Origin of the sequence: Halopseudomonas phragmitis (assembly GCF_002056295.1) — a bacterium.
In the GTDB taxonomy this organism is placed as follows: domain Bacteria; phylum Pseudomonadota; class Gammaproteobacteria; order Pseudomonadales; family Pseudomonadaceae; genus Halopseudomonas; species Halopseudomonas phragmitis.
The window spans coordinates 3172184-3190264 of the sequence record NZ_CP020100.1; the positions used below are offsets into that span (position 1 = coordinate 3172184).

An 18081-nucleotide genomic window follows, 5' to 3' on the forward strand; every position below is an offset into this window, starting at 1 on the left:
TGTACTCGTTCAAATACTGATGCCGTCGATACCGGCGACCGTGTGGATGTCCTTGTCGCCACGACCGGACAGATTGACCACGATGTGCTGATCAGGCCGCATGGTGCGGGCCAGCTTCATCGCATAAGCGACCGCGTGACTAGATTCCAACGCAGGCATGATGCCTTCGACCCGGGTCAATTCGCGGAAGGCCGCAAGCGCCTCATCATCGGTAGCGTCCACGTAATTGACCCGGCCAATATCCTTGAGCCAGCTATGTTCAGGGCCTACACCGGGGTAATCGAGACCAGCCGAAACCGAATGAGTTTCGATGATCTGCCCATCTTCATCTTCCATCAAGTAAGTGCGGTTGCCGTGCAACACACCCGGACGCCCGGCATTCAGCGGAGCCGCATGCTGACCGGTCGCCAGCCCGAGTCCGCCAGCCTCAACCCCGTACATGGCCACACCTTCATCCTCCAGGAATGGATGGAACAGCCCGATGGCGTTGGAGCCTCCCCCGACACAGGCCACCAGGGCATCAGGCAGGCGTCCAGCCTGGGCCAGACACTGGGCGCGAGCTTCGCGACCAATCACGCACTGAAAATCCCGCACCAGTTGCGGATACGGATGCGGACCGGCCACAGTCCCGATAATGTAGAAAGTGTTGTCGATATTGGTTACCCAGTCGCGCATGGCCTCGTTCATCGCATCCTTGAGGGTCTTGGAGCCGGAGGTAACCGGAATCACCTCGGCACCCAACAGCTTCATGCGATAGACATTCAGTGCCTGACGTTTGACGTCCTCCGCGCCCATGTAGACCTGGCACTGCAAACCCAGGCGAGCGGCAACTGTAGCGGTGGCCACGCCATGCTGGCCAGCACCAGTCTCGGCAATCACCCGTGGCTTGCCCATGTGTTTGGCCAGCAGCGCCTGACCAATGGTGTTGTTAACCTTGTGCGCGCCGGTGTGATTGAGATCCTCACGCTTGAGCCAGATTTGCGCGCCGCCCAGCTTGGCCGTGAGCCGTTCAGCCAAATACAGTGGCGAAGGCCGACCGACATAGTGCGCCAGATCACGATCAAACTCGGCCTGGAACGCGGGATCGACCGACAATTGGCGATAGAGCGCCTCCAGATCTTCGAGCGCATCCATCAGTGTTTCGGAGACGAAACGCCCGCCGTAGGGGCCGAAATGGCCGCGCGCATCGGGCACTGCCGCATAATCGATTCGGGTTGAGTCAGACACGCTTCACCTCATGAACAAAAGCGTTGATTTTATTCGCATCCTTGATGCCTTTGGCGGCTTCAACACCGCCACTCACATCCACCGCCCAGGGTTTAACCCGAGACACGGCCTCGGCCACATTGCTGGCATCCAAACCACCTGCCAACACCAGCGACCAGCTGCGCTCGGACGGGATCATCGACCAGTCAAAGGTCAGGCCGGTCCCACCCGGAACCCCAGGCTTGAAACTATCCAGCAAAATTCCGCTAGCCGACGGCCACTGACCCGCCAGGGCATTCAGATCATCGCCGGCACGCACCCGTATGGCTTTGAGATAAGGCCGGCCAAACTGCAGGCAATAAGGCTCTGGCTCATCGCCGTGAAATTGCAGCACATCCAGCGGAACCTGCTCCAGCACGGCGCGGACCTGTTCGGCTGGCGCATCGACAAACAGGCCAACCGTGGTTACAAAGGGGGGCAAAGCCCGGACTATTTCAGCTGCACGTGCCGGCTCAACTGCCCGAGGGCTCGGCGCATAAAACACCAGACCAATGGCGTCAGCACCCGCCGCAGCCGCCGCTCTGGCGTCCTCGACACGGGTAATCCCACAGATTTTCACACGCGTTGCCATCGACCAGTACACCATCGGGAAACAAGGGTTGGATACTAACAGATCGCCCCGACAGCGTCAGTCCTGTGCGTTCAGCGCCGCCAGAAAGTGCGGCCCCATATAACGCTGCGGCAATCCGAACTGCTCGGGATAGGTCACATCCACCAGATAAAGCCCATAGGCTGGTGCGGTCAGCCCGCCTTCACGCCGATCTCGCGCCTGCAGAACCTCCGCCGCCCAGTTCTCTGGACGCTCACCAGCACCAATCTGCATCAGCACCCCGGCAATATTGCGCACCATGTGATGCAAAAAGGCGTTGGCGCGAATATCCAGCACGATGAAACGACCGAAGCGGATCAGCTCTAGATGGTGCACGGTCTTGACCGGCGACTTGGCCTGGCAGCCGATGGCCCGGTACGAGGTAAAGTCATGCTCCCCCACCAGCACCCGGGATGCCCGCTGCATCCGCTCAAAGTCCAGAGGCCGGTAATTCCAGGTCACCTCGTGAGCCAGATGCGCCGGGCGAATCGGGTCGTTGTAGATGACGTAGCGGTAACGCCGGGCCATGGCCGAGAAGCGGGCATGAAAATCCATGGGCACGACCTTAACCCAGCTCAGACTGATATCAGGGGGCAGATTGGCATTCGCGCCATGAATCCAGTTCAGCGGCTGACGACGGGCGTTACTGTCGAAGTGAATGATTTGGCAGGAAGCATGCACCCCAGCGTCAGTGCGCCCGGCGCAGGCGACCTGGACCGGGTGATTAGCCACCCGAGACAACGCCTTTTCAACCGCTTCCTGAACGCTGGGCACACCCTCTTCCTGGCGCTGCCAGCCTCGATAGGCGGTCCCGCGGTATTCGACACAGGCTGCCACCCTGGAAACAACAGCGGCCGCCCCATGGGCGGCCGCGTCGAAGTGATTGGAATCACTGCTCATCAGTCAGTCAATGTCTCCATCATGCTACGAGCTTCCTGCTTCTGTTGCTCGTTACCTTCATCGATCACCTCGGAGAGGATATCCCGGGCACCTTCATTGTCGCCCATGTCGATATAGGCCCGAGCCAGATCCAGCTTGGTCGCGCACTCGTCAGTACCAGAGAGGAAGTCAAACTCATCATCATCCATGTCATCCCCCAATGGCACACCCTGCTCTGCCGGACTGGCAGTATCCTCAGCTGCGTCGCCGAGGTCATCGGCCGCATCGCCATCGGCCTCTTCAAGCTGGGCGCCCTGCGCCGCCATCGCCGAGCTGAGCTCATCCTCAAAGCCCATCAGATCTTCATCAGACAGGGCAAACGCATCATCACCAGCCTGCGGCTCGTCTTCAACGCTCAACGGCCCATCCTGAACCGGCTCGCCAGCCTCAAACTCGGCCAGCAGGTTATCGGCCTGCAGATCATCGGTGAGCGACAGATCGAAGTCTTCGCTCAGATCGAGCGAGGTCAGCTCTTCGGCGGGCTCTTGCGCAGACTCCGCTGGTGTTTCCGGCTCAAGAGCATCCAGGTCGAAATCCAGATCGAAAGCGCTTTCGGCACTCTCGGCACTCTCGCTGCTCTCAGCACTTTCCTGCTCGTCCGTCAGCGACGGCTCATCCAGCGAGAAGTCCACTACAGCAGCTTCAGCAGAACCTTCAGCATCCAACTGACTCTCGTTCAACTCTGCTTCAAAGTCACTGAAGTCAAAATCCAGGTCATCGGCTACTTCAGACTCAGCAGGCTTGCCAGTACTGACCGCATCATCGGTAGCCTGGGCTGCGGGATAGTCAATCGGCTGGTCCCGCTCATCTTCGGCAACCGCCGCTGCCGCCCCCAAGGCTGCAGCCGCCATCAACGGGAAGCGAGCATCCAGTGCCTGCAACTCGTTTTGCGCAGTGCTCTTATTACGCAGCACTTCAGCCTGGGCGGCATAGCCGAGGCTATTGTTACGCAGGGCATGCACTTCCATCAGTTTGAGCCGCAGCTCATCGCGCTCAGGATCAGCCCCAACCGCAGCCTGCAGCACGTCCGCTGCTTCATCCAGCTTACCATAAGCAATCAGCGCATCGGCCTCGGTCAGCGGGTCACCGGCAATATCCAGTTCTTCGCTACCCTCAAGCTCATCGAAGCCCGCCAGGGCGACATTGAAATCATCGCTGGCTGACTGGGTATCGTCACTCTCCCTGTCAGTTTCGGCAATAAACTCTTCAACCATTTCCGCTTCACGCCGGGCGTTGCGACGAGCCACAGCCATCAACACCAACAGCAGCACCAGCAGTGCCAGGGCACCACCACCCAGCAACAGTGTCTGGTTCTGCATCAGTCGCTGCAACATGGCTTCCGGCGATTGATCTACGCTCGAGGCCGGCGTCACATCAGCACTTGGTGGGCTAGGCGGAGTTATCGCATCGCCAGCACCAGGCTCCTGACCAGCGATAGTTGCCGCCGGCACAGGCTCTTCATCTTCACTCAAGTCCTGTTCGATGCGCTCAAGCTCAGCCAGCTCATCACGTTCTGTCGGCTGCCCGGCGAGGTCCTGAGCGGCCTCTTCAACCAGTTCCTCAGATACCTGCTCGAGCTCCTGCTCAGCCACTGTCTCATCCAGGGGCTCAGGCAGGATGTCCGGCAGAGCCTCATCGCGACCCAGTTCCTGCTGCAAGGCAGCCAACTGGGCATCCTTGAGTTCCAGCAAGCGTTGCAGCGTGTCGAGCTGGCCCTGAACTTCAGCCAGACGTTCGTTCAGCTCAGCCTTTTCACGCTCGGTCGAATCCAACTGTTCCTTGGTTCGATCCAGCACATCGCGCAACTGGCCGTTACCAGCCTGATCGGCAGCATCGGCGCCGCCATCGACCGACTCATCAGCAGCCGCCACCAGGCGCAGCGCATCGCCCCGCTCGGCCTGCGCCGGCGCCGCCCCTGCGGTTTCACGCTGACGTGCATCAAGTTGCCGTTGACCAGCCTGAGCCTGGCGCGCAGCCTGCCAACTGGCGTTTTGCTGAGCGACCTGGGCAATTGCGTCAGCCTGACTGCGGCTACGGGCCTGCTCTGCGTCAGGCAGGCGCAGAGTCTGGCCAGCCCGCAGTTGATTGATGTTGCCATCAATGAACGCATGGGGGTTCAGGTCCAGAATCGCCAACATGGTTTGGTGTACAGAAGCGCCAGCCGGGCGATTCTGCAGGGCGATATCCCAGAGCGTATCAGAGCGGCTGGTCTGCAATTCGCTCCGAGCAGCTGCGGCCCGCACTGGAGCCGCCGCGGCTGGCGCGGCAACCGGGGTCGGCGCGCGAACGATCGGAGCAGGAGGGGTTGCCGGCGGGGTAACCGGGGCCGAAACAGAAGTGACCGCAGCTGGCTGATATAGCGGCGGGTCAAGCAGCAGAGTAAATTCCCGCAGCACGCGCCCGGACGGCCAGCGCACCTCAATCAGGAAGTTAAGATAGGGTTCACGCACCGGCCGCTCGGAAGTCACCCGGATCAAGGCCCGGCCACCCTCCACCACCGGCGTGAATTTCAAGTCGGTCAGGAAGAAGGGGCGCTCGATACCAGCTCGACCGAAGTCGTCCGGCGTTGCCAGTGCGGCCAGAATCTCCGCACTGGACAAGTCGCGAACCTGCAACAGCTCGATATCTGCCTGCAACGGCTGATTCAGAGCCGAGTGCAGATTGATCTCGCCTACTCCCAACGCCTGAACCACACCCGAAGACATCAAGGCGCTTGCTGCGGCGACGGCCAAAACCAGTTTGCGAACCATAGCGAAAATCCTTTGCTTTATCGTTTTCTCTCGCGTCTGCAGAACCATTGCCCGGATTGGCCAACTACCTCCCCACCCAATCCGGACAACCTAAAATCGCTGAGTCCAGGCAACCCGTCAAGGCAATAAACCTAAGCTGCTGGATACGAAATCAACAGCAAGTATCGATTACAACAAGCCTTTTATCAACAGCTCAACCGTCTGAAGACTATTAAGTGCCACACCTTTTCGCAGATTATCCGACACAGTCCACATATTAATCCGACGCGAATCCCCGGAGTCGGTACGCAAACGCCCCACCCACACCTGATCGCTGCCGGTGGCATCGGTAACCGGCGTCGGGAAGCCCCCAGCCGCTGGCTTGTCCAGCAGTTTCAGACCATCGAGTTTGCGAATCGCGCTATTGATACGCTTGAGCTCGAGGGTTTCTCGGGTTTGCACTTGCAGCACCTGGGCATTGCCATAGAACAGCGGCACCAGCACGCAGGTGATCGATACCAGCAACTGCGGCAGACCCAACACTCGGCGCAGATCCTCAGCGAACTGCTGCTCCGGCAGAGTGCCACCATCATCCAGCGGCTCACCAACCCGGGCCAACAGATTGAACGCTACCTGCTTGTCAAACACGCCCTTCTCGACCGGCTGGCCATTGAGCAGCTTACCCGTCTGCATGGCCAGCGCCTCTAGCGCCTCCTGCCCTCGGGTCGACATCGATTGATAGGTTGCCAGCACCAGCGCTTCAAGCCCTGCACTCAGCAGCGGCTGCACAGCCAGTGCTGCCTGCACCACCTGACTATCGGCGGCACAAACTTTTGCACCCCGGGTGCAGCCGGCCAGCACCTCATCATTGACCCCGGCCACCACCAGCGGCACCTCTGGACATTCACGCAAAGCACCAGTCGTATCCACCACCATACAACCCGCAACACTGGCCTTGTCGGCCCAGTCATTGGTCAGCGCCGGATCACCAAGAAACAGAACTGCCTGCACTTCGGTGAAATCAAAACGTTCCAGCGGCTCGACCTTGAGGCTTTGCCCCTTGACCATCAATCGACCGCCGGCAACGGCTTCAAGATCCACCAGGCGCACCTGAGCGAAGGAGAACTCATGATCCTCAAGCACGGCCAGGACCGCCTCCCCTGCCAGATTCTCAACCCCAACAATCGCCACACTCACGGCTGCACTCATAAGCCTTCCGGTCTCACTTTCTTTGATTACACATAATCTGACGGTTCAATCAGCACCAACCTGGTCAGCACCCGACTGAATATCAGCACAACTCAAACACAAAGGGCACCCCCGCTTGCACAGGGGTGCCCTCCTATAGCCGGGCGGCCTGCCGCCCGACCATCTCAACCTTCCTGCAGGATGCGCAGCATCCGCCGCAGAGGCTCGGCGGCCCCCCACAGCAACTGATCACCGACAGTAAAGGCCGACAGATACTGCGAGCCCATGTTGAGCTTGCGCAAGCGCCCCACCGGCACAGTCAGAGTACCGGTCACGGCGGTCGGGGTCAGATCGCGCAGAGTATCTTCCTTGGCATTGGGCACCACCTTAGACCAAGGGTTGTGCGCATCGAGCATGGCTTCGATATCAGCCAGCGGCACGTCCTTGTTCAGCTTGATGGTCAGAGCCTGGCTATGGCAACGCATCGCACCGATCCGCACACAGATGCCGTCAACCGGAATTGGCCGGGCACTGCGACCAATGATCTTGTTGGTTTCAGCCTGAGCCTTCCACTCCTCACGGCTCTGGCCGTTCGGCAACTGCTTGTCGATCCAGGGAATCAGACTGCCAGCCAGCGGTACGCCGAAATGCTCGGCCGGGAAAGACTCGCCACGCAGGGTGTCGGCGACCTTGCGGTCGATATCGAGGATCGCGCTGGCCGGATCGGCCAACTCGTCAGCCACACTTCCCTTGATCGCCCCCATCTGATTGATCAGCTCACGCATGTTCTGGGCGCCGGCGCCAGAGGCAGCCTGATAGGTCATGGCACTCATCCACTCGACCAGGCCGTTCTCAAACAGCCCGCCCAGCCCCATCAGCATCAGGCTGACGGTGCAGTTGCCACCAACAAAGGTCTTGACCCCGTCGCGCAGCGCCTGATCGATACTGCGACGGTTGACCGGGTCGAGAATGATCACCGCGTCATCTTCCATCCGCAGCGTCGAAGCCGCGTCGATCCAGTAGCCGTTCCAGCCTTCAGCCCGCAGCTTCGGATAAACCGCCTGAGTGTAGTCACCACCCTGACAGGTAATGATCACATCCATCGGCTTGAGCGATTCCAGGTCAAAGGCGTCCTTTAGCGCAGGAATGTCCTTGCCCACATCCGGACCACGACCTCCGACATTGGAGGTGGTGAAGAACACTGGCTCGATCGCAGCGAAGTCATTTTCTTCACGCATGCGCTGCATCAGCACGGATCCGACCATGCCACGCCAGCCAACCAGACCAACTCTTTTCATGACAACAACCCCCCGTGGGGTAACAATTCATAGACAGCTACGCCCGACCGAGGCCGGGCGCGATGGAAAGTCGTACAGATTACAGGTTTTTCAGCGCCGCGACCACGGCGTCACCCATCTGTACGGTACCGACTTTCTGGCAACCTTCGGCCATGATATCGCCGGTACGCAGCCCCTGGTCCAGCACCAGACTCACCGCCTGTTCGATCGCATCGGCCGCGGCCACTTCATTGAAGCTGTAACGCAGCATCATCGACACCGACAAGATGGTCGCCAGCGGGTTGGCTACACCCTGTCCGGCAATATCCGGGGCACTGCCGTGGCAGGGCTCGTACATGCCCTTGTTGCCGGCATCCAGCGAGGCCGACGGCAGCATGCCAATCGAACCGGTCAGCATCGAGGCCTGGTCGGAAAGGATATCGCCGAACATGTTGTCGGTAACGATCACATCGAACTGCTTGGGTGCACGCACCAGCTGCATGGCGGCATTATCTACATACATGTGCGACAGCTCGACCTCGGGATAGTCCCTGGCCACTTCCTCGACCACTTCACGCCAGAGCTGACTGGAAGCCAGCACGTTGGCCTTGTCGACCGAACAGAGCTTCTTGTTGCGCACCATCGCCATATCGAAGGCCACCTTGGCAATCCGGCGCACTTCGCTTTCGCTGTAGGGCAGCGTGTCGTAGGCCATCCGCTCGCCGTTATCCAGCACCTTGCGCTCGCGCGGCTGGCCGAAGTAGATGCCGCCCGTCAGTTCGCGCACGATCAGAATATCCAGCCCCGATACCACCTCAGGCTTGAGTGTCGAAGCGGCGGCCAGTTGCGGATACAGCAGAGCAGGACGCAGATTGCCGAACAACCCCAGCTGAGAACGGATCTTCAGCAGGCCGCGCTCGGGGCGCAGTGCCGGGTCAATTGTGTCCCACTTGGGGCCACCCACTGCACCGAGCAGGATCGCATCAGCAACGCGCGCGCGCTCCAGGGTTTCATCAGCCAGCGGCACCCCATAACGATCATAGGCGGCACCGCCCAGATCGTCATGACTCAGCTCTACCCCCAGGTCGAACTTGTCGTTGGCAACGTTCAGCACCTTGACCGCTTCGGCCATGATCTCCGGACCAATACCATCACCGGGGAGGATAAGGATATTTTTCATGTACTTGTACAGCTCCCAATATTCAGATGTGGCGGCCAGAGGCCGCCAGCTCATCGCTTTACTTGATTGCCCCGAACAGCCATGGCTGGCTCTGGCGGTGCTTTTGCTCGAAGCTGCGAATGGCCTCGGCATCCTGCAGAGTCAGACCAATATCGTCCAACCCGTTGAGCAGGCAGTGCTTGCGAAAAGCATCGATTTCAAAACCGTACTGCTTGCCGTCCGGTCGAGTCACGGTCTGAGCGGCCAGATCGATGGTCAGCTCATAACCCTCTTCCGCTTCTGCCTGCCTGAACAATTCATCAACATCTTCTTCAGATAAAACAATAGGTAACAAACCATTTTTGAAGCTGTTGTTGAAGAAAATATCGGCAAAGCTCGGCGCGATCACGGTGCGGAAACCGTACTCATCCAGCGCCCAGGGCGCATGCTCGCGGCTCGATCCACAACCAAAATTCTTGCGCGCCAGCAGTACGCTAGCACCTTGATAACGCGGCAGATTGAGCACGAACTCCGGATTCAACGGGCGCTTGGAACAATCCTGCCCAGGGTAGCCCTCATCCAGATAACGCCACTCATCGAACAGGTTCTGACCAAAGCCGGTACGCTTGATCGACTTGAGAAACTGCTTGGGAATGATCTGATCGGTATCTACATTGGCCCGATCGAGCGGAGCCACCAGGCCGGTATGCTGGGTAAAAGCCTTCATCAGCGGGCCTCCTCTGCGAGCATTTCACGAACATCGACAAAATGACCTGCCACCGCGGCGGCGGCCGCCATCGCCGGGCTGACCAGGTGAGTACGTCCGCCATTGCCCTGGCGGCCTTCGAAGTTACGGTTCGAGGTCGAAGCGCAATGCTCGCCGGACTGCAGGCGATCAGGGTTCATCGCCAGACACATGGAGCAACCCGGGTCGCGCCACTCGAAACCGGCGGCCTTGAAGATCACGTCCAGCCCTTCACGCTCAGCCTGCTCCTTGACCAGACCAGAACCCGGCACCACCATCGCTTGCTTGACACTCGCGGCCACCCGGCGCCCCTTGGCCACCACCGCGGCAGCGCGCAGATCCTCGATCCGCGAGTTGGTGCATGAGCCGATGAACACCCGGTCAACCTTGATCGAAGTAATCGGCTGATTGGCTTCCAGGCCCATGTACTGCAAGGCCCGCTCATAGCCACTGCGTTTGACCGCATCCGTTTCAACTGCCGGATCCGGCACCCGATCATCGACCGGCACGACCATCTCCGGCGAAGTACCCCATGACACCTGCGGCTTGATCTGGGCAGCATCGAGCTCGACCACGCTGTCGAACCTGGCGTCAGCATCCGAAACCAGGCCCTGCCAAGCTGCAACAGCGACATTCCAGTCCGCTCCCTTCGGTGCATAGGGACGATCCTTGACGTAAGCGATGGTCTTCTCATCGCAGGCTACCAAGCCAACCCGAGCACCCGCTTCGATCGCCATGTTGCAGATGGTCATGCGCCCTTCCATCGACAGCTCACGAATGGCCGAGCCACCGAACTCGATCGCGTGGCCATTGCCGCCGGCAGTACCAATCTTGCCGATCACCGCCAGCACTATATCCTTGGCGGTAACGCCGAAGCCGAGCGTGCCTTCGACCTTGACCAGCATGTTTTTCATTTTCTTGGCCACCAGGCACTGGGTTGCCAGCACATGTTCGACCTCGGAGGTACCAATGCCATGAGCCAGAGCGGCGAAGGCGCCGTGGGTGGCAGTGTGCGAGTCACCGCAGACGATGGTCATGCCCGGCAGGGTGGCGCCCTGCTCTGGGCCAACCACGTGGACGATACCCTGACGACGATCGGTCATCTTGAACTCGAGGATCCCGAAGTCGTCGCAGTTCTCGTCCAGGGTTACAACCTGCAACTTCGAGACTTCGTCTTCGATACCGGCAACACCAGCACTACGATTGGTGGTCGGCACGTTGTGGTCTGGCGTGGCCAGGTTGGCGTCGATCCGCCATGGCTTGCGCCCGGCCAGGCGCAACCCCTCGAAGGCCTGCGGCGAGGTAACCTCGTGCAGCAGGTGGCGATCAATATAAATAAGGGCCGAACCATCATCCCGTTGCTTGACGAGATGCTGGTCCCAGAGCTTGTCGTAGAGCGTCTTGCCGGACATGCTGAACTCCTGGATCAGGCTGTGACTGCCGGTGCGCCAATGGTCGCCCGCCAGTGCGTTTTAATGACGAAGCCATGATAAGCGCTGGCCAACAATAAAACTAATTCATAATATTCATGCATTGGATAACCAAGAGGAATCCAACATGGATACTGCCAACCTGGTAGCTTTTCTCGCCGTCGCCGACAGCGGCTCGTTTTCCCGGGCTGCCGAACAGTTGCACCTGACTCAGCCAGCAGTCAGCAAACGTATCGCGATGCTTGAGCAACAGCTCGACACCCGACTGTTTGACAGGATCGGCCGGCATATCAGTCTGACCGAAGCCGGGCGTGCGCTGAAGCCTCGGGCCGAGCAGATTTTGCAGGTGCTCAGCGACACCCGCCGGGCTCTGGGTAATCTGTCCGGCCAGGTACGTGGCCGCCTGAGCATGGCCACCAGCCATCACATCGGTCTGCACCGCCTGCCGCCGGTGTTGCGCCGGTTCACCAAAGCCTATCCGGGGGTAGCGCTGGATATCCAGTTCCTTGATTCCGAAGTCGCCTATGACAAGGTGCTGCACGGAGAAATCGAGCTGGCAATCATCACCCTGGCGCCCCAGATCGAAGCCCCGATCATGGCTCACACTATCTGGAATGATCCACTGGAGTTTGTCAGCGCGCCAGAACATCCGCTGAGCCAGCTCAGTGAAGTGAGTCTCAAGCGTCTGGCCGACTACCCCGCGGTTTTCCCCGGGCCCAATACCTTTACCCACCGGGTGGTCAGCGCCCTGTTTGAGCAACACGGCATCAGGCCCGATATCGGCATGAGTACCAACTACATGGAAACCATCAAGATGATGGTATCGATCGGCCTGGCCTGGAGCGTGCTTCCGCGCACCATGCTCGATAACCAGGTTCATGTGCTGAACATCCCCGGTGTACAGTTGCAACGCCAGCTCGGCTGCATCTGGCATAGCGGGAGGACCCGCTCGAACGCTGCCAGCGCACTGATCGAGCTGCTGCAAGCCGAACCCAGCCAGTAATAACCAGCGTCGCTGGCGAGCCTGTGCGCGGCAACATACACTCCAATCATTCCATCAGCCGCGCAAGGATTGTCCGGTGTCGCTCCACAACAAAGCTCTGGTCGTTTACCCGCAAGCCCACGCCAACCGCCTCGAGTCGATCCGCGAATATGCGGCGACACAGGCCATCGAACTGTTCGAATTCACCACCGAAGAGTTTTTCAGCCAGCCCGGGCGCTGCCTGGACCAGACCGACCATGTCGTCATTCTGGCCGACGATGAAGACATGACCGAGCACGTCAATCTGGCCAAAACCCTGAATTTCTCGCTTGGCGTCATTCCGCTCAATCCCAGAAGTCGCCTGCACAAGTGGTTCAACATCCCAACCCAGCCCGAAGAGGCGCTTCAGTTGGCCTTTTCCTCAGACAGCACCGCGCTGGACATCATGCGCTGCAACGAGCAGGTGGTACTGGGCATGCTCATGCTCGGTGAAACCCCGTTTCTCGATCAGCGCAGCAAGACTTATCTAAACCGCCGCTCATCCCTCTGGCAGCTTCTGCTGTACCGCCTGGCCCTGGTCTGGAGTAGCCTGCGCAACTTGCTGAATATCAAACCCTTCGCCGTCACCCTGACCACTGGCCGCGAGGTCACCCTCAAAACTGCAATCACCGGCCTGGTCGCCATAGAGAACGATATCAACTGCGCCGCCGCCCGGCTGATCAACACCAGCCTGTCGGCCCAGGATGGCAAGATTTCCACCGTGCTGATTGCACCAAAGTCCATCAGCGAGTACCTGGGCTTTCTGGTCACCGCAATTTTGCGTGGCGAAGCGGGGGTCAAGCGCCTGCCCAGGGCACTGAGCTACATCAAGAGCCAGTACCTGAAGATTGAGTCGAGCCGACCACTGAGCTATTTCATCGACGGGCGCAAGCATGAGGCCAGTTGTATTGAACTGCAGCTCTACCCCGGCGCAGTCCGGCTAAACGCTGGCCCCATCGTCCAAGCTGGACAAAACGGTAGCACCCAGGTCAAGGACACCATGAAGGTCGACAACCTGCCACTCAATGAAACCCGTCTGAACATGATCCAGCACCACCTGCCACTGTTCACCCGGGCGCTGGAAGATGACTTCAAGGACCTGTTCCTGCTGCTGCGCGACAATGCCCAGGCTCACTCGCACTACATTGCGCTGATGGTGCTCAGCGTGATTGTTGCCAGCCTCGGCCTGTTTCTCTCCAGCGCCGCGGTGATCATCGGCGCAATGGTCCTGGCCCCGCTGATGGCTCCCATCATCTCTCTGGCCATGGGGCTGTTGCGCGGCGACCGCCTGCTGCTGCAGCGGTCACTGGCCACTATAGGAATTGGTGTCTTGCTGGCATTGACAACCGCCAGTCTGATCGCCCTGCTAATCCCAATCGACAAGATCACCCCGGAAATGGCTGGACGCCTGCACCCCAACCTGCTCGACCTGGGCGTAGCAGTGGCCTCTGGTATTGCCGGAGGTTACGCCCATGCACGCGAAAGTGTGATGAAGAGCCTGCCAGGTGTAGCCATCGCTGTAGCACTGGTGCCACCGCTGTCGGTAGCCGGTATCGGCATCGGCTGGTGGCAGTGGGAAGTGTTCAGCGGCGCCATGCTGCTGTTCCTGACCAACCTGGTGGGTATCGCCCTGAGTGCCGCGCTGACCTTTCTGGTGCTCGGTTACGCCCCGCTGGTCAAGGCCAAGCGCGGCCTGGCGATCTCCGCCGCGCTGCTGGCAGCGGTTGCAGTCCCGCTGACCATTGCCTTCAGCGACATGCAGGACCGCTGGCAAATCGAGCGTGACCTGACTCGCGAGCCATTCAGTATCCACGGCAAAAGCATGAGCATGATCGGCCCGCAAGTCACTCGTCAGGGCGAGGTCATCGTTATTCGCGGCGACCTTGTCGCCGAACAGCCAATCCTGCTGGCTGACCTGCGTGCCCTTAAAACACGCCTGGAAATGCACTGGCAGCGGCCAGTCATGCTGGAACTGAACACCCGCATAAGGATGCGACCAACATCACAGAATTAGTAGTCCCAAGGGAACCAGTAGCACAATTGCAAGGTCTCAAGCCACAGACAACAGGGAAGTGTCCGAGAGCAATCAACCTATGATAAGCGCCGGCCAATGAACTGCCGGCCATGCAAGCCTTGGAGCCAGAACCATGAATAAATCAATGCTGTCAGGTATCGTTATCGGCGCGGTGGTAGCCACTGCGGGCGGTGCAATTGCCGGCTACAGTGCATTGACCAGCAGCAAACCACCGACCCACGCTGAGGTCATCAAGGTTGCCGAGATCAAGGAAACCGAACGCACTCCTCGCCAGGTATGCCAGGACGTAGCCGTAACCCGGCAAAAACCGGTCCAGGATCAACACAGAATCACCGGAACCGTCGCTGGCGCTGTTGTCGGCGGGGTGCTGGGCAATCAGGTAGGCGGCGGCAGTGGCAAAAAACTGGCCACCATCGCTGGCGCGGCAGCCGGCGGCTATGCCGGTAACCGGACTCAGGAACACCTGCAGAACAATAACACCTACACCACCACCGAACGGCGCTGTGAAACCGTCTATGACAGCCACGCCAAAGTGGTCGGCTATCAGGTTGACTACCGGATCGGTGAGCAGGTTGGCAGTGTCCGCATGGACCATCACCCTGGCGACCAGATTCCGCTGCATGACGGCCAACTGGTGCTGGCCGGCCAGTAATCGGATTGCCAACATAAAACGGAGCCCTCTTGGCTCCGTTTTTTTAGAACAAACACTGATTAATTGCGCACAAGCCCGGCAGCCCGGGTGGCGCTGACCTGTTCTGGACTGTCGATGCCCCGGATGGGCATCGTCAAGCCCCCAGGGGTGAGGCAAGCGTTTACCAAGCATGCTTGGTGCGCAGCCGAACGCCGACCGATCTGTGATCGGTTGGCCGGACCCGGAGGGGGTTCACGGCGTGTCCAGAACAGGTCAGCGACAATTGGGCCGACACAGAAACTGGCTTAATCAGTGTTTCCTTTATACCTGCTCAACCACTCTCGCGGCACATTTCCAGCCAGCGCTGCATACCGGCACTGCGGAACTTGTTGCGCTGCAAGGCAAAGTAGAAGCGTCGATGAAAATTGCGTTGCGGAACCGGTAGCGGCACCAGGCTCCCGCGCCGGAACGCATCGACCAGAGTAATCGCTGACAGACAACCGACTCCCAGTCCCGCCTCAACCGCACGTTTGATCGCTTCGGTGTGCTGTAGCTCAAGCTTGATGTTCAACTCCGGAAGCAACCCATGCATCGCCCAGTCGAAATGCTGACGGGTGCCCGAGCCTGATTCACGCACAATCCACTCAGTCGCCAGCAATTGCTCATCGCTCAGCCAGGGCTTGCCGGCCCAAGGATGGTCTGGCGCACAGAACACTACTAACTCATCATCACGCCAAGGCAGCATATCCAGTTCCGGGTGGTGTACCTCACCTTCGATCAGGCCGATATCCAGCTCGAAATTCGCCACTTTGCGCACAATCGTCGAAGTATTGGCCACTTCCAGCTCAACCCGCGCTCCCGCCTGTTCGCCCATATAGCGGGCCATGATTTCAACCGCCAGGTAATTACCAATACTTAGGGTCGCACCGACCTTGAGATGACCAATATCCTGATGGCGCTGCAACGTCAGTTCCAATTGCCGGGCCTGCTCCAGCAAGGCCTCGGCCCGGGGCCTGACGCTCTGCCCCAGCTCATTGAGCTGAAGCCGCTTGCCCACCCGGTCGAACAACTGCACATCAAACTGCGACTCAAGATCACGCAAGGCACTACTGGCCGCCGATTGCGACATGGCCAGGCTCTCTGCCGCACGAGTCAGATTGTTGTGGTGAGCTGCGGCCAGGAACACTTCCAATTGACGCAAGGTGTATCTCATTATCGATTTTCTCGATTATCAAAATAAAAATTAATCGCTTAACCGATAGATTAACCAACCGCTACACTGCCGGCAATCAAGAACGTAAAGGGGGATTTCATGGCTGGCTTCAATACCGAACGCGTACTCAGTGTCCACCACTGGACCGATAACCTGTTCAGTTTTCGCACCACACGTGACTCCGGGTTCCGCTTCAAGAATGGCCATTTCATCATGATCGGCCTTGAGGTCGAGGGCCGGCCACTGATGCGCGCCTACAGCATCGCCAGCCCCAACTACGAAGACACCCTTGAGTTCTTCAGCATCAAGGTGCCGGATGGCCCGCTGACTTCGCGACTGCAGAACATTCGTGAGGGTGATCAGATCATCATCAGCCGAAAGCCGACCGGCACTCTGGTGCTCGATCACCTGCTGCCAGGCCGCAATCTCTATCTGCTTAGCACCGGCACTGGCCTGGCGCCCTTCATCAGTATTATCCAGGACCCGGAAACCTACGAGCAGTATGACAAGGTGATTCTGACCCATGGCTGCCGCCATGTGCGCGAACTGGCTTATCAGGACCTGATCAACCAGCATCTGCCCAGCCATGAGTATTTCGGCGAACAGGTTCAGGACAAGCTGATCTATTACCCGACAGTGACGCGTGAACCGTTCCACAACCAGGGCCGCCTGACCGACCTGATGACCAGTGGCAAGCTGTTCGAAGATATTGGCCTACCCAAACCGAGCCTGGAGCACGACCGCTTCATGCTGTGCGGCAGCCCAAGCATGCTCAAGGACACCTGTGCCATTCTCGATGACTGGGGGTTTATGGAGGCCCGGCACGGCGACCAGGGTCACTATGTGATTGAGCGCGCCTTCGTTGAGAAATAACTCTCGCTGTGATGGATGCTCTACTCGGCGTAGAGCATCTGCCGCGTCATGCCACCATCGGCAACCAGATTCTGCCCGGTGATGAATCCTGCTTCCGGGCTCAGCAAAAAACTCACCAGCGCCCCTATATCCTCAGGCTGACCAACCCGCCCGACGGAGTGCTGTTCATGATCCAGTGCGCGCAGCGGATCGCTGGCCTGCAACGCTGGCGGCCTGGTATCAATCCAGCCTGGGCTGACCGCATTGACCCGAATGTCCGGCCCCAGACTCACGGCCATGGCATGAGTCAGCGCCACCAACCCACCCTTGCTGGCGGCATAGGCCTCAGTATTGGCTTCCGACTGCAAGGCCCGGGTCGAGGCGATATTGACGATAGCTCCACCGCTTTCTCGCAGCAGCCTGAGCGCATGCTTGCTGACCAGAAAACTGCCGGTCAGGCTGGTTGTCAGCCAGCGATTCCAGGCTTCCAGAGTCAATTGCTCCAGCGGACCGCTATCAGGATCGGCAATTCCGGCATTGTTGACCAAGCCGTCAAGCTGACCAAAGTCCTCTTCGATCCGCTCCAGACAGCGAATAACCGCCGCCTCGTCACTCACGTCCAGCGTCACGAACTCCACCACGCCCAGCCGTGCCAACTCTTCAGCGGCCGCCTGGCCGGCCAGTTCATCGATATCCGCAATCACCACCGACCAACCTGCACGCAGCAGGCTGGTGGCAATCCCTTTACCAATGCCCCGGGCAGCGCCTGTAACCAACGCCACCCTGACAACTTCACGCTCCACTCAGGTGCGCCCTCCTCGCGGTCCGGCCACAAACCAGATAATCAGTCCCAACACGGGCAACAACACCACCAGAGCGATCCACAGCACCTTGGCGCCATTAGTCGCACCACTTTGAACGATATTGACGATGGCCCAGATATCCAGCAACAGGATGATCAAACCAAAAATGCCGCTGACATTCATATTCATCGGACTGCTCCTTGC

Annotated in this window: 16 protein-coding genes; 4 read left to right on the forward strand and 12 right to left on the reverse strand. The window is 59.2% G+C overall.

Annotated features, from left to right (window positions below; all coding sequences use genetic code 11):
* Nucleotides 1-9 precede the first annotated feature (9 nt).
* The 9 genes from trpB to leuC all read right to left on the reverse strand — a co-directional run bounded on the left by trpB (nucleotide 10) and on the right by leuC (nucleotide 11304).
* Nucleotides 10-1227 (reverse strand): tryptophan synthase subunit beta, encoded by a 1218-nt coding sequence (trpB, locus tag BVH74_RS14710; protein ID WP_080050818.1) that lies wholly within the window; start codon nucleotides 1225-1227, stop codon nucleotides 10-12.
* On the reverse strand, nucleotides 1220-1837 hold the full coding sequence (locus BVH74_RS14715) for a phosphoribosylanthranilate isomerase (protein ID WP_080050819.1): 618 nt from the start codon (nucleotides 1835-1837) through the stop codon (nucleotides 1220-1222). Before BVH74_RS14715 ends, trpB begins: the two co-directional genes overlap by 8 nt.
* Nucleotides 1838-1894: 57 nt before the next feature.
* Nucleotides 1895-2755: a tRNA pseudouridine(38-40) synthase TruA gene (gene truA, locus BVH74_RS14720; RefSeq protein ID WP_080050820.1), complete on the reverse strand. Its 861-nt coding sequence runs from the start codon at nucleotides 2753-2755 to the stop codon at nucleotides 1895-1897.
* Nucleotides 2755-5544, reverse strand: a complete 2790-nt coding sequence (locus BVH74_RS14725) for a FimV/HubP family polar landmark protein (protein WP_080050821.1) — start codon at nucleotides 5542-5544, stop codon at nucleotides 2755-2757. The genes truA and BVH74_RS14725 overlap by 1 nt, the downstream gene beginning before the upstream one ends.
* Before the next feature lie 168 nt (nucleotides 5545-5712).
* Nucleotides 5713-6732 (reverse strand): aspartate-semialdehyde dehydrogenase, encoded by a 1020-nt coding sequence (locus BVH74_RS14730; RefSeq protein WP_080050822.1) that lies wholly within the window; start codon nucleotides 6730-6732, stop codon nucleotides 5713-5715.
* Between the two features lie 164 nt (nucleotides 6733-6896).
* A complete protein-coding gene (gene asd / locus BVH74_RS14735) occupies nucleotides 6897-8009 on the reverse strand; it encodes an aspartate-semialdehyde dehydrogenase (RefSeq protein WP_080050823.1) in 1113 nt (370 codons plus the stop codon).
* 79 nt (nucleotides 8010-8088) lie between these two features.
* Entirely contained in the window at nucleotides 8089-9168 is a 1080-nt protein-coding gene (leuB, locus tag BVH74_RS14740) for a 3-isopropylmalate dehydrogenase (RefSeq protein ID WP_080051749.1), read from the reverse strand.
* A gap of 58 nt (nucleotides 9169-9226) precedes the next feature.
* A complete protein-coding gene (gene leuD, locus BVH74_RS14745; protein WP_080050824.1) occupies nucleotides 9227-9874 on the reverse strand; it encodes a 3-isopropylmalate dehydratase small subunit in 648 nt (215 codons plus the stop codon).
* Nucleotides 9874-11304, reverse strand: a complete 1431-nt coding sequence (leuC, locus tag BVH74_RS14750; protein ID WP_080050825.1) for a 3-isopropylmalate dehydratase large subunit — start codon at nucleotides 11302-11304, stop codon at nucleotides 9874-9876. The genes leuD and leuC overlap by 1 nt, the downstream gene beginning before the upstream one ends.
* A 145-nt stretch (nucleotides 11305-11449) precedes the next feature.
* On the opposite strand from leuC, the gene BVH74_RS14755 reads away from it, so the two are divergent.
* The 3 genes from BVH74_RS14755 (at nucleotide 11450) to BVH74_RS14765 (ending at nucleotide 15030) form a co-directional block, all read left to right on the forward strand.
* Nucleotides 11450-12325, forward strand: a complete 876-nt coding sequence (locus BVH74_RS14755) for a LysR family transcriptional regulator (protein WP_080050826.1) — start codon at nucleotides 11450-11452, stop codon at nucleotides 12323-12325.
* 76 nt (nucleotides 12326-12401) lie between these two features.
* Nucleotides 12402-14357 (forward strand): DUF389 domain-containing protein, encoded by a 1956-nt coding sequence (locus tag BVH74_RS14760; protein WP_080050827.1) that lies wholly within the window; start codon nucleotides 12402-12404, stop codon nucleotides 14355-14357.
* Between the two features lie 133 nt (nucleotides 14358-14490).
* A complete protein-coding gene (locus tag BVH74_RS14765) occupies nucleotides 14491-15030 on the forward strand; it encodes a glycine zipper 2TM domain-containing protein (protein ID WP_080050828.1) in 540 nt (179 codons plus the stop codon).
* A 310-nt stretch (nucleotides 15031-15340) separates the two neighbouring features.
* Here BVH74_RS14765 and BVH74_RS14770 read toward each other — a convergent pair whose 3' ends face one another.
* The gene (locus BVH74_RS14770) at nucleotides 15341-16222 is read right to left on the reverse strand and encodes a LysR family transcriptional regulator (RefSeq protein WP_080050829.1); all 882 of its coding nucleotides are present in this window, start codon (nucleotides 16220-16222) and stop codon (nucleotides 15341-15343) included.
* A 99-nt stretch (nucleotides 16223-16321) separates the two neighbouring features.
* On the opposite strand from BVH74_RS14770, the gene BVH74_RS14775 reads away from it, so the two are divergent.
* Complete coding sequence (locus BVH74_RS14775; RefSeq protein WP_080050830.1) at nucleotides 16322-17095, forward strand: ferredoxin--NADP reductase; 774 nt, start codon at nucleotides 16322-16324, stop codon at nucleotides 17093-17095.
* 20 nt (nucleotides 17096-17115) lie between these two features.
* Here the strand turns inward: BVH74_RS14775 and BVH74_RS14780 are convergent, their stop codons facing one another.
* Nucleotides 17116-17877: an SDR family oxidoreductase gene (locus tag BVH74_RS14780; RefSeq protein ID WP_205890171.1), complete on the reverse strand. Its 762-nt coding sequence runs from the start codon at nucleotides 17875-17877 to the stop codon at nucleotides 17116-17118.
* A complete protein-coding gene (locus BVH74_RS14785) occupies nucleotides 17878-18066 on the reverse strand; it encodes a PLDc N-terminal domain-containing protein (protein WP_080050831.1) in 189 nt (62 codons plus the stop codon).
* Nucleotides 18067-18081 lie beyond the last annotated feature (15 nt).

What these genes read in the sequence shown, in the direction of transcription:
- BVH74_RS14775 (WP_080050830.1), top strand. Translation starts at nt 16,322, where the DNA reads ATGGCTGGCTTCAATACCGAACGCGTACTCAGTGTCCACCACTGGACC.
- BVH74_RS14785 (WP_080050831.1), bottom strand. Translation starts at nt 18,066, where the DNA reads ATGAATATGAATGTCAGCGGCATTTTTGGTTTGATCATCCTGTTGCTG.
- BVH74_RS14770 (WP_080050829.1), bottom strand. Translation starts at nt 16,222, where the DNA reads ATGAGATACACCTTGCGTCAATTGGAAGTGTTCCTGGCCGCAGCTCAC.
- leuB (WP_080051749.1), bottom strand. Translation starts at nt 9,168, where the DNA reads ATGAAAAATATCCTTATCCTCCCCGGTGATGGTATTGGTCCGGAGATC.
- leuD (WP_080050824.1), bottom strand. Translation starts at nt 9,874, where the DNA reads ATGAAGGCTTTTACCCAGCATACCGGCCTGGTGGCTCCGCTCGATCGG.
- BVH74_RS14755 (WP_080050826.1), top strand. Translation starts at nt 11,450, where the DNA reads ATGGATACTGCCAACCTGGTAGCTTTTCTCGCCGTCGCCGACAGCGGC.
- leuC (WP_080050825.1), bottom strand. Translation starts at nt 11,304, where the DNA reads ATGTCCGGCAAGACGCTCTACGACAAGCTCTGGGACCAGCATCTCGTC.
- truA (WP_080050820.1), bottom strand. Translation starts at nt 2,755, where the DNA reads ATGAGCAGTGATTCCAATCACTTCGACGCGGCCGCCCATGGGGCGGCC.
- BVH74_RS14765 (WP_080050828.1), top strand. Translation starts at nt 14,491, where the DNA reads ATGAATAAATCAATGCTGTCAGGTATCGTTATCGGCGCGGTGGTAGCC.
- BVH74_RS14725 (WP_080050821.1), bottom strand. Translation starts at nt 5,544, where the DNA reads ATGGTTCGCAAACTGGTTTTGGCCGTCGCCGCAGCAAGCGCCTTGATG.
- BVH74_RS14715 (WP_080050819.1), bottom strand. Translation starts at nt 1,837, where the DNA reads ATGGCAACGCGTGTGAAAATCTGTGGGATTACCCGTGTCGAGGACGCC.
- asd (WP_080050823.1), bottom strand. Translation starts at nt 8,009, where the DNA reads ATGAAAAGAGTTGGTCTGGTTGGCTGGCGTGGCATGGTCGGATCCGTG.
- BVH74_RS14730 (WP_080050822.1), bottom strand. Translation starts at nt 6,732, where the DNA reads ATGAGTGCAGCCGTGAGTGTGGCGATTGTTGGGGTTGAGAATCTGGCA.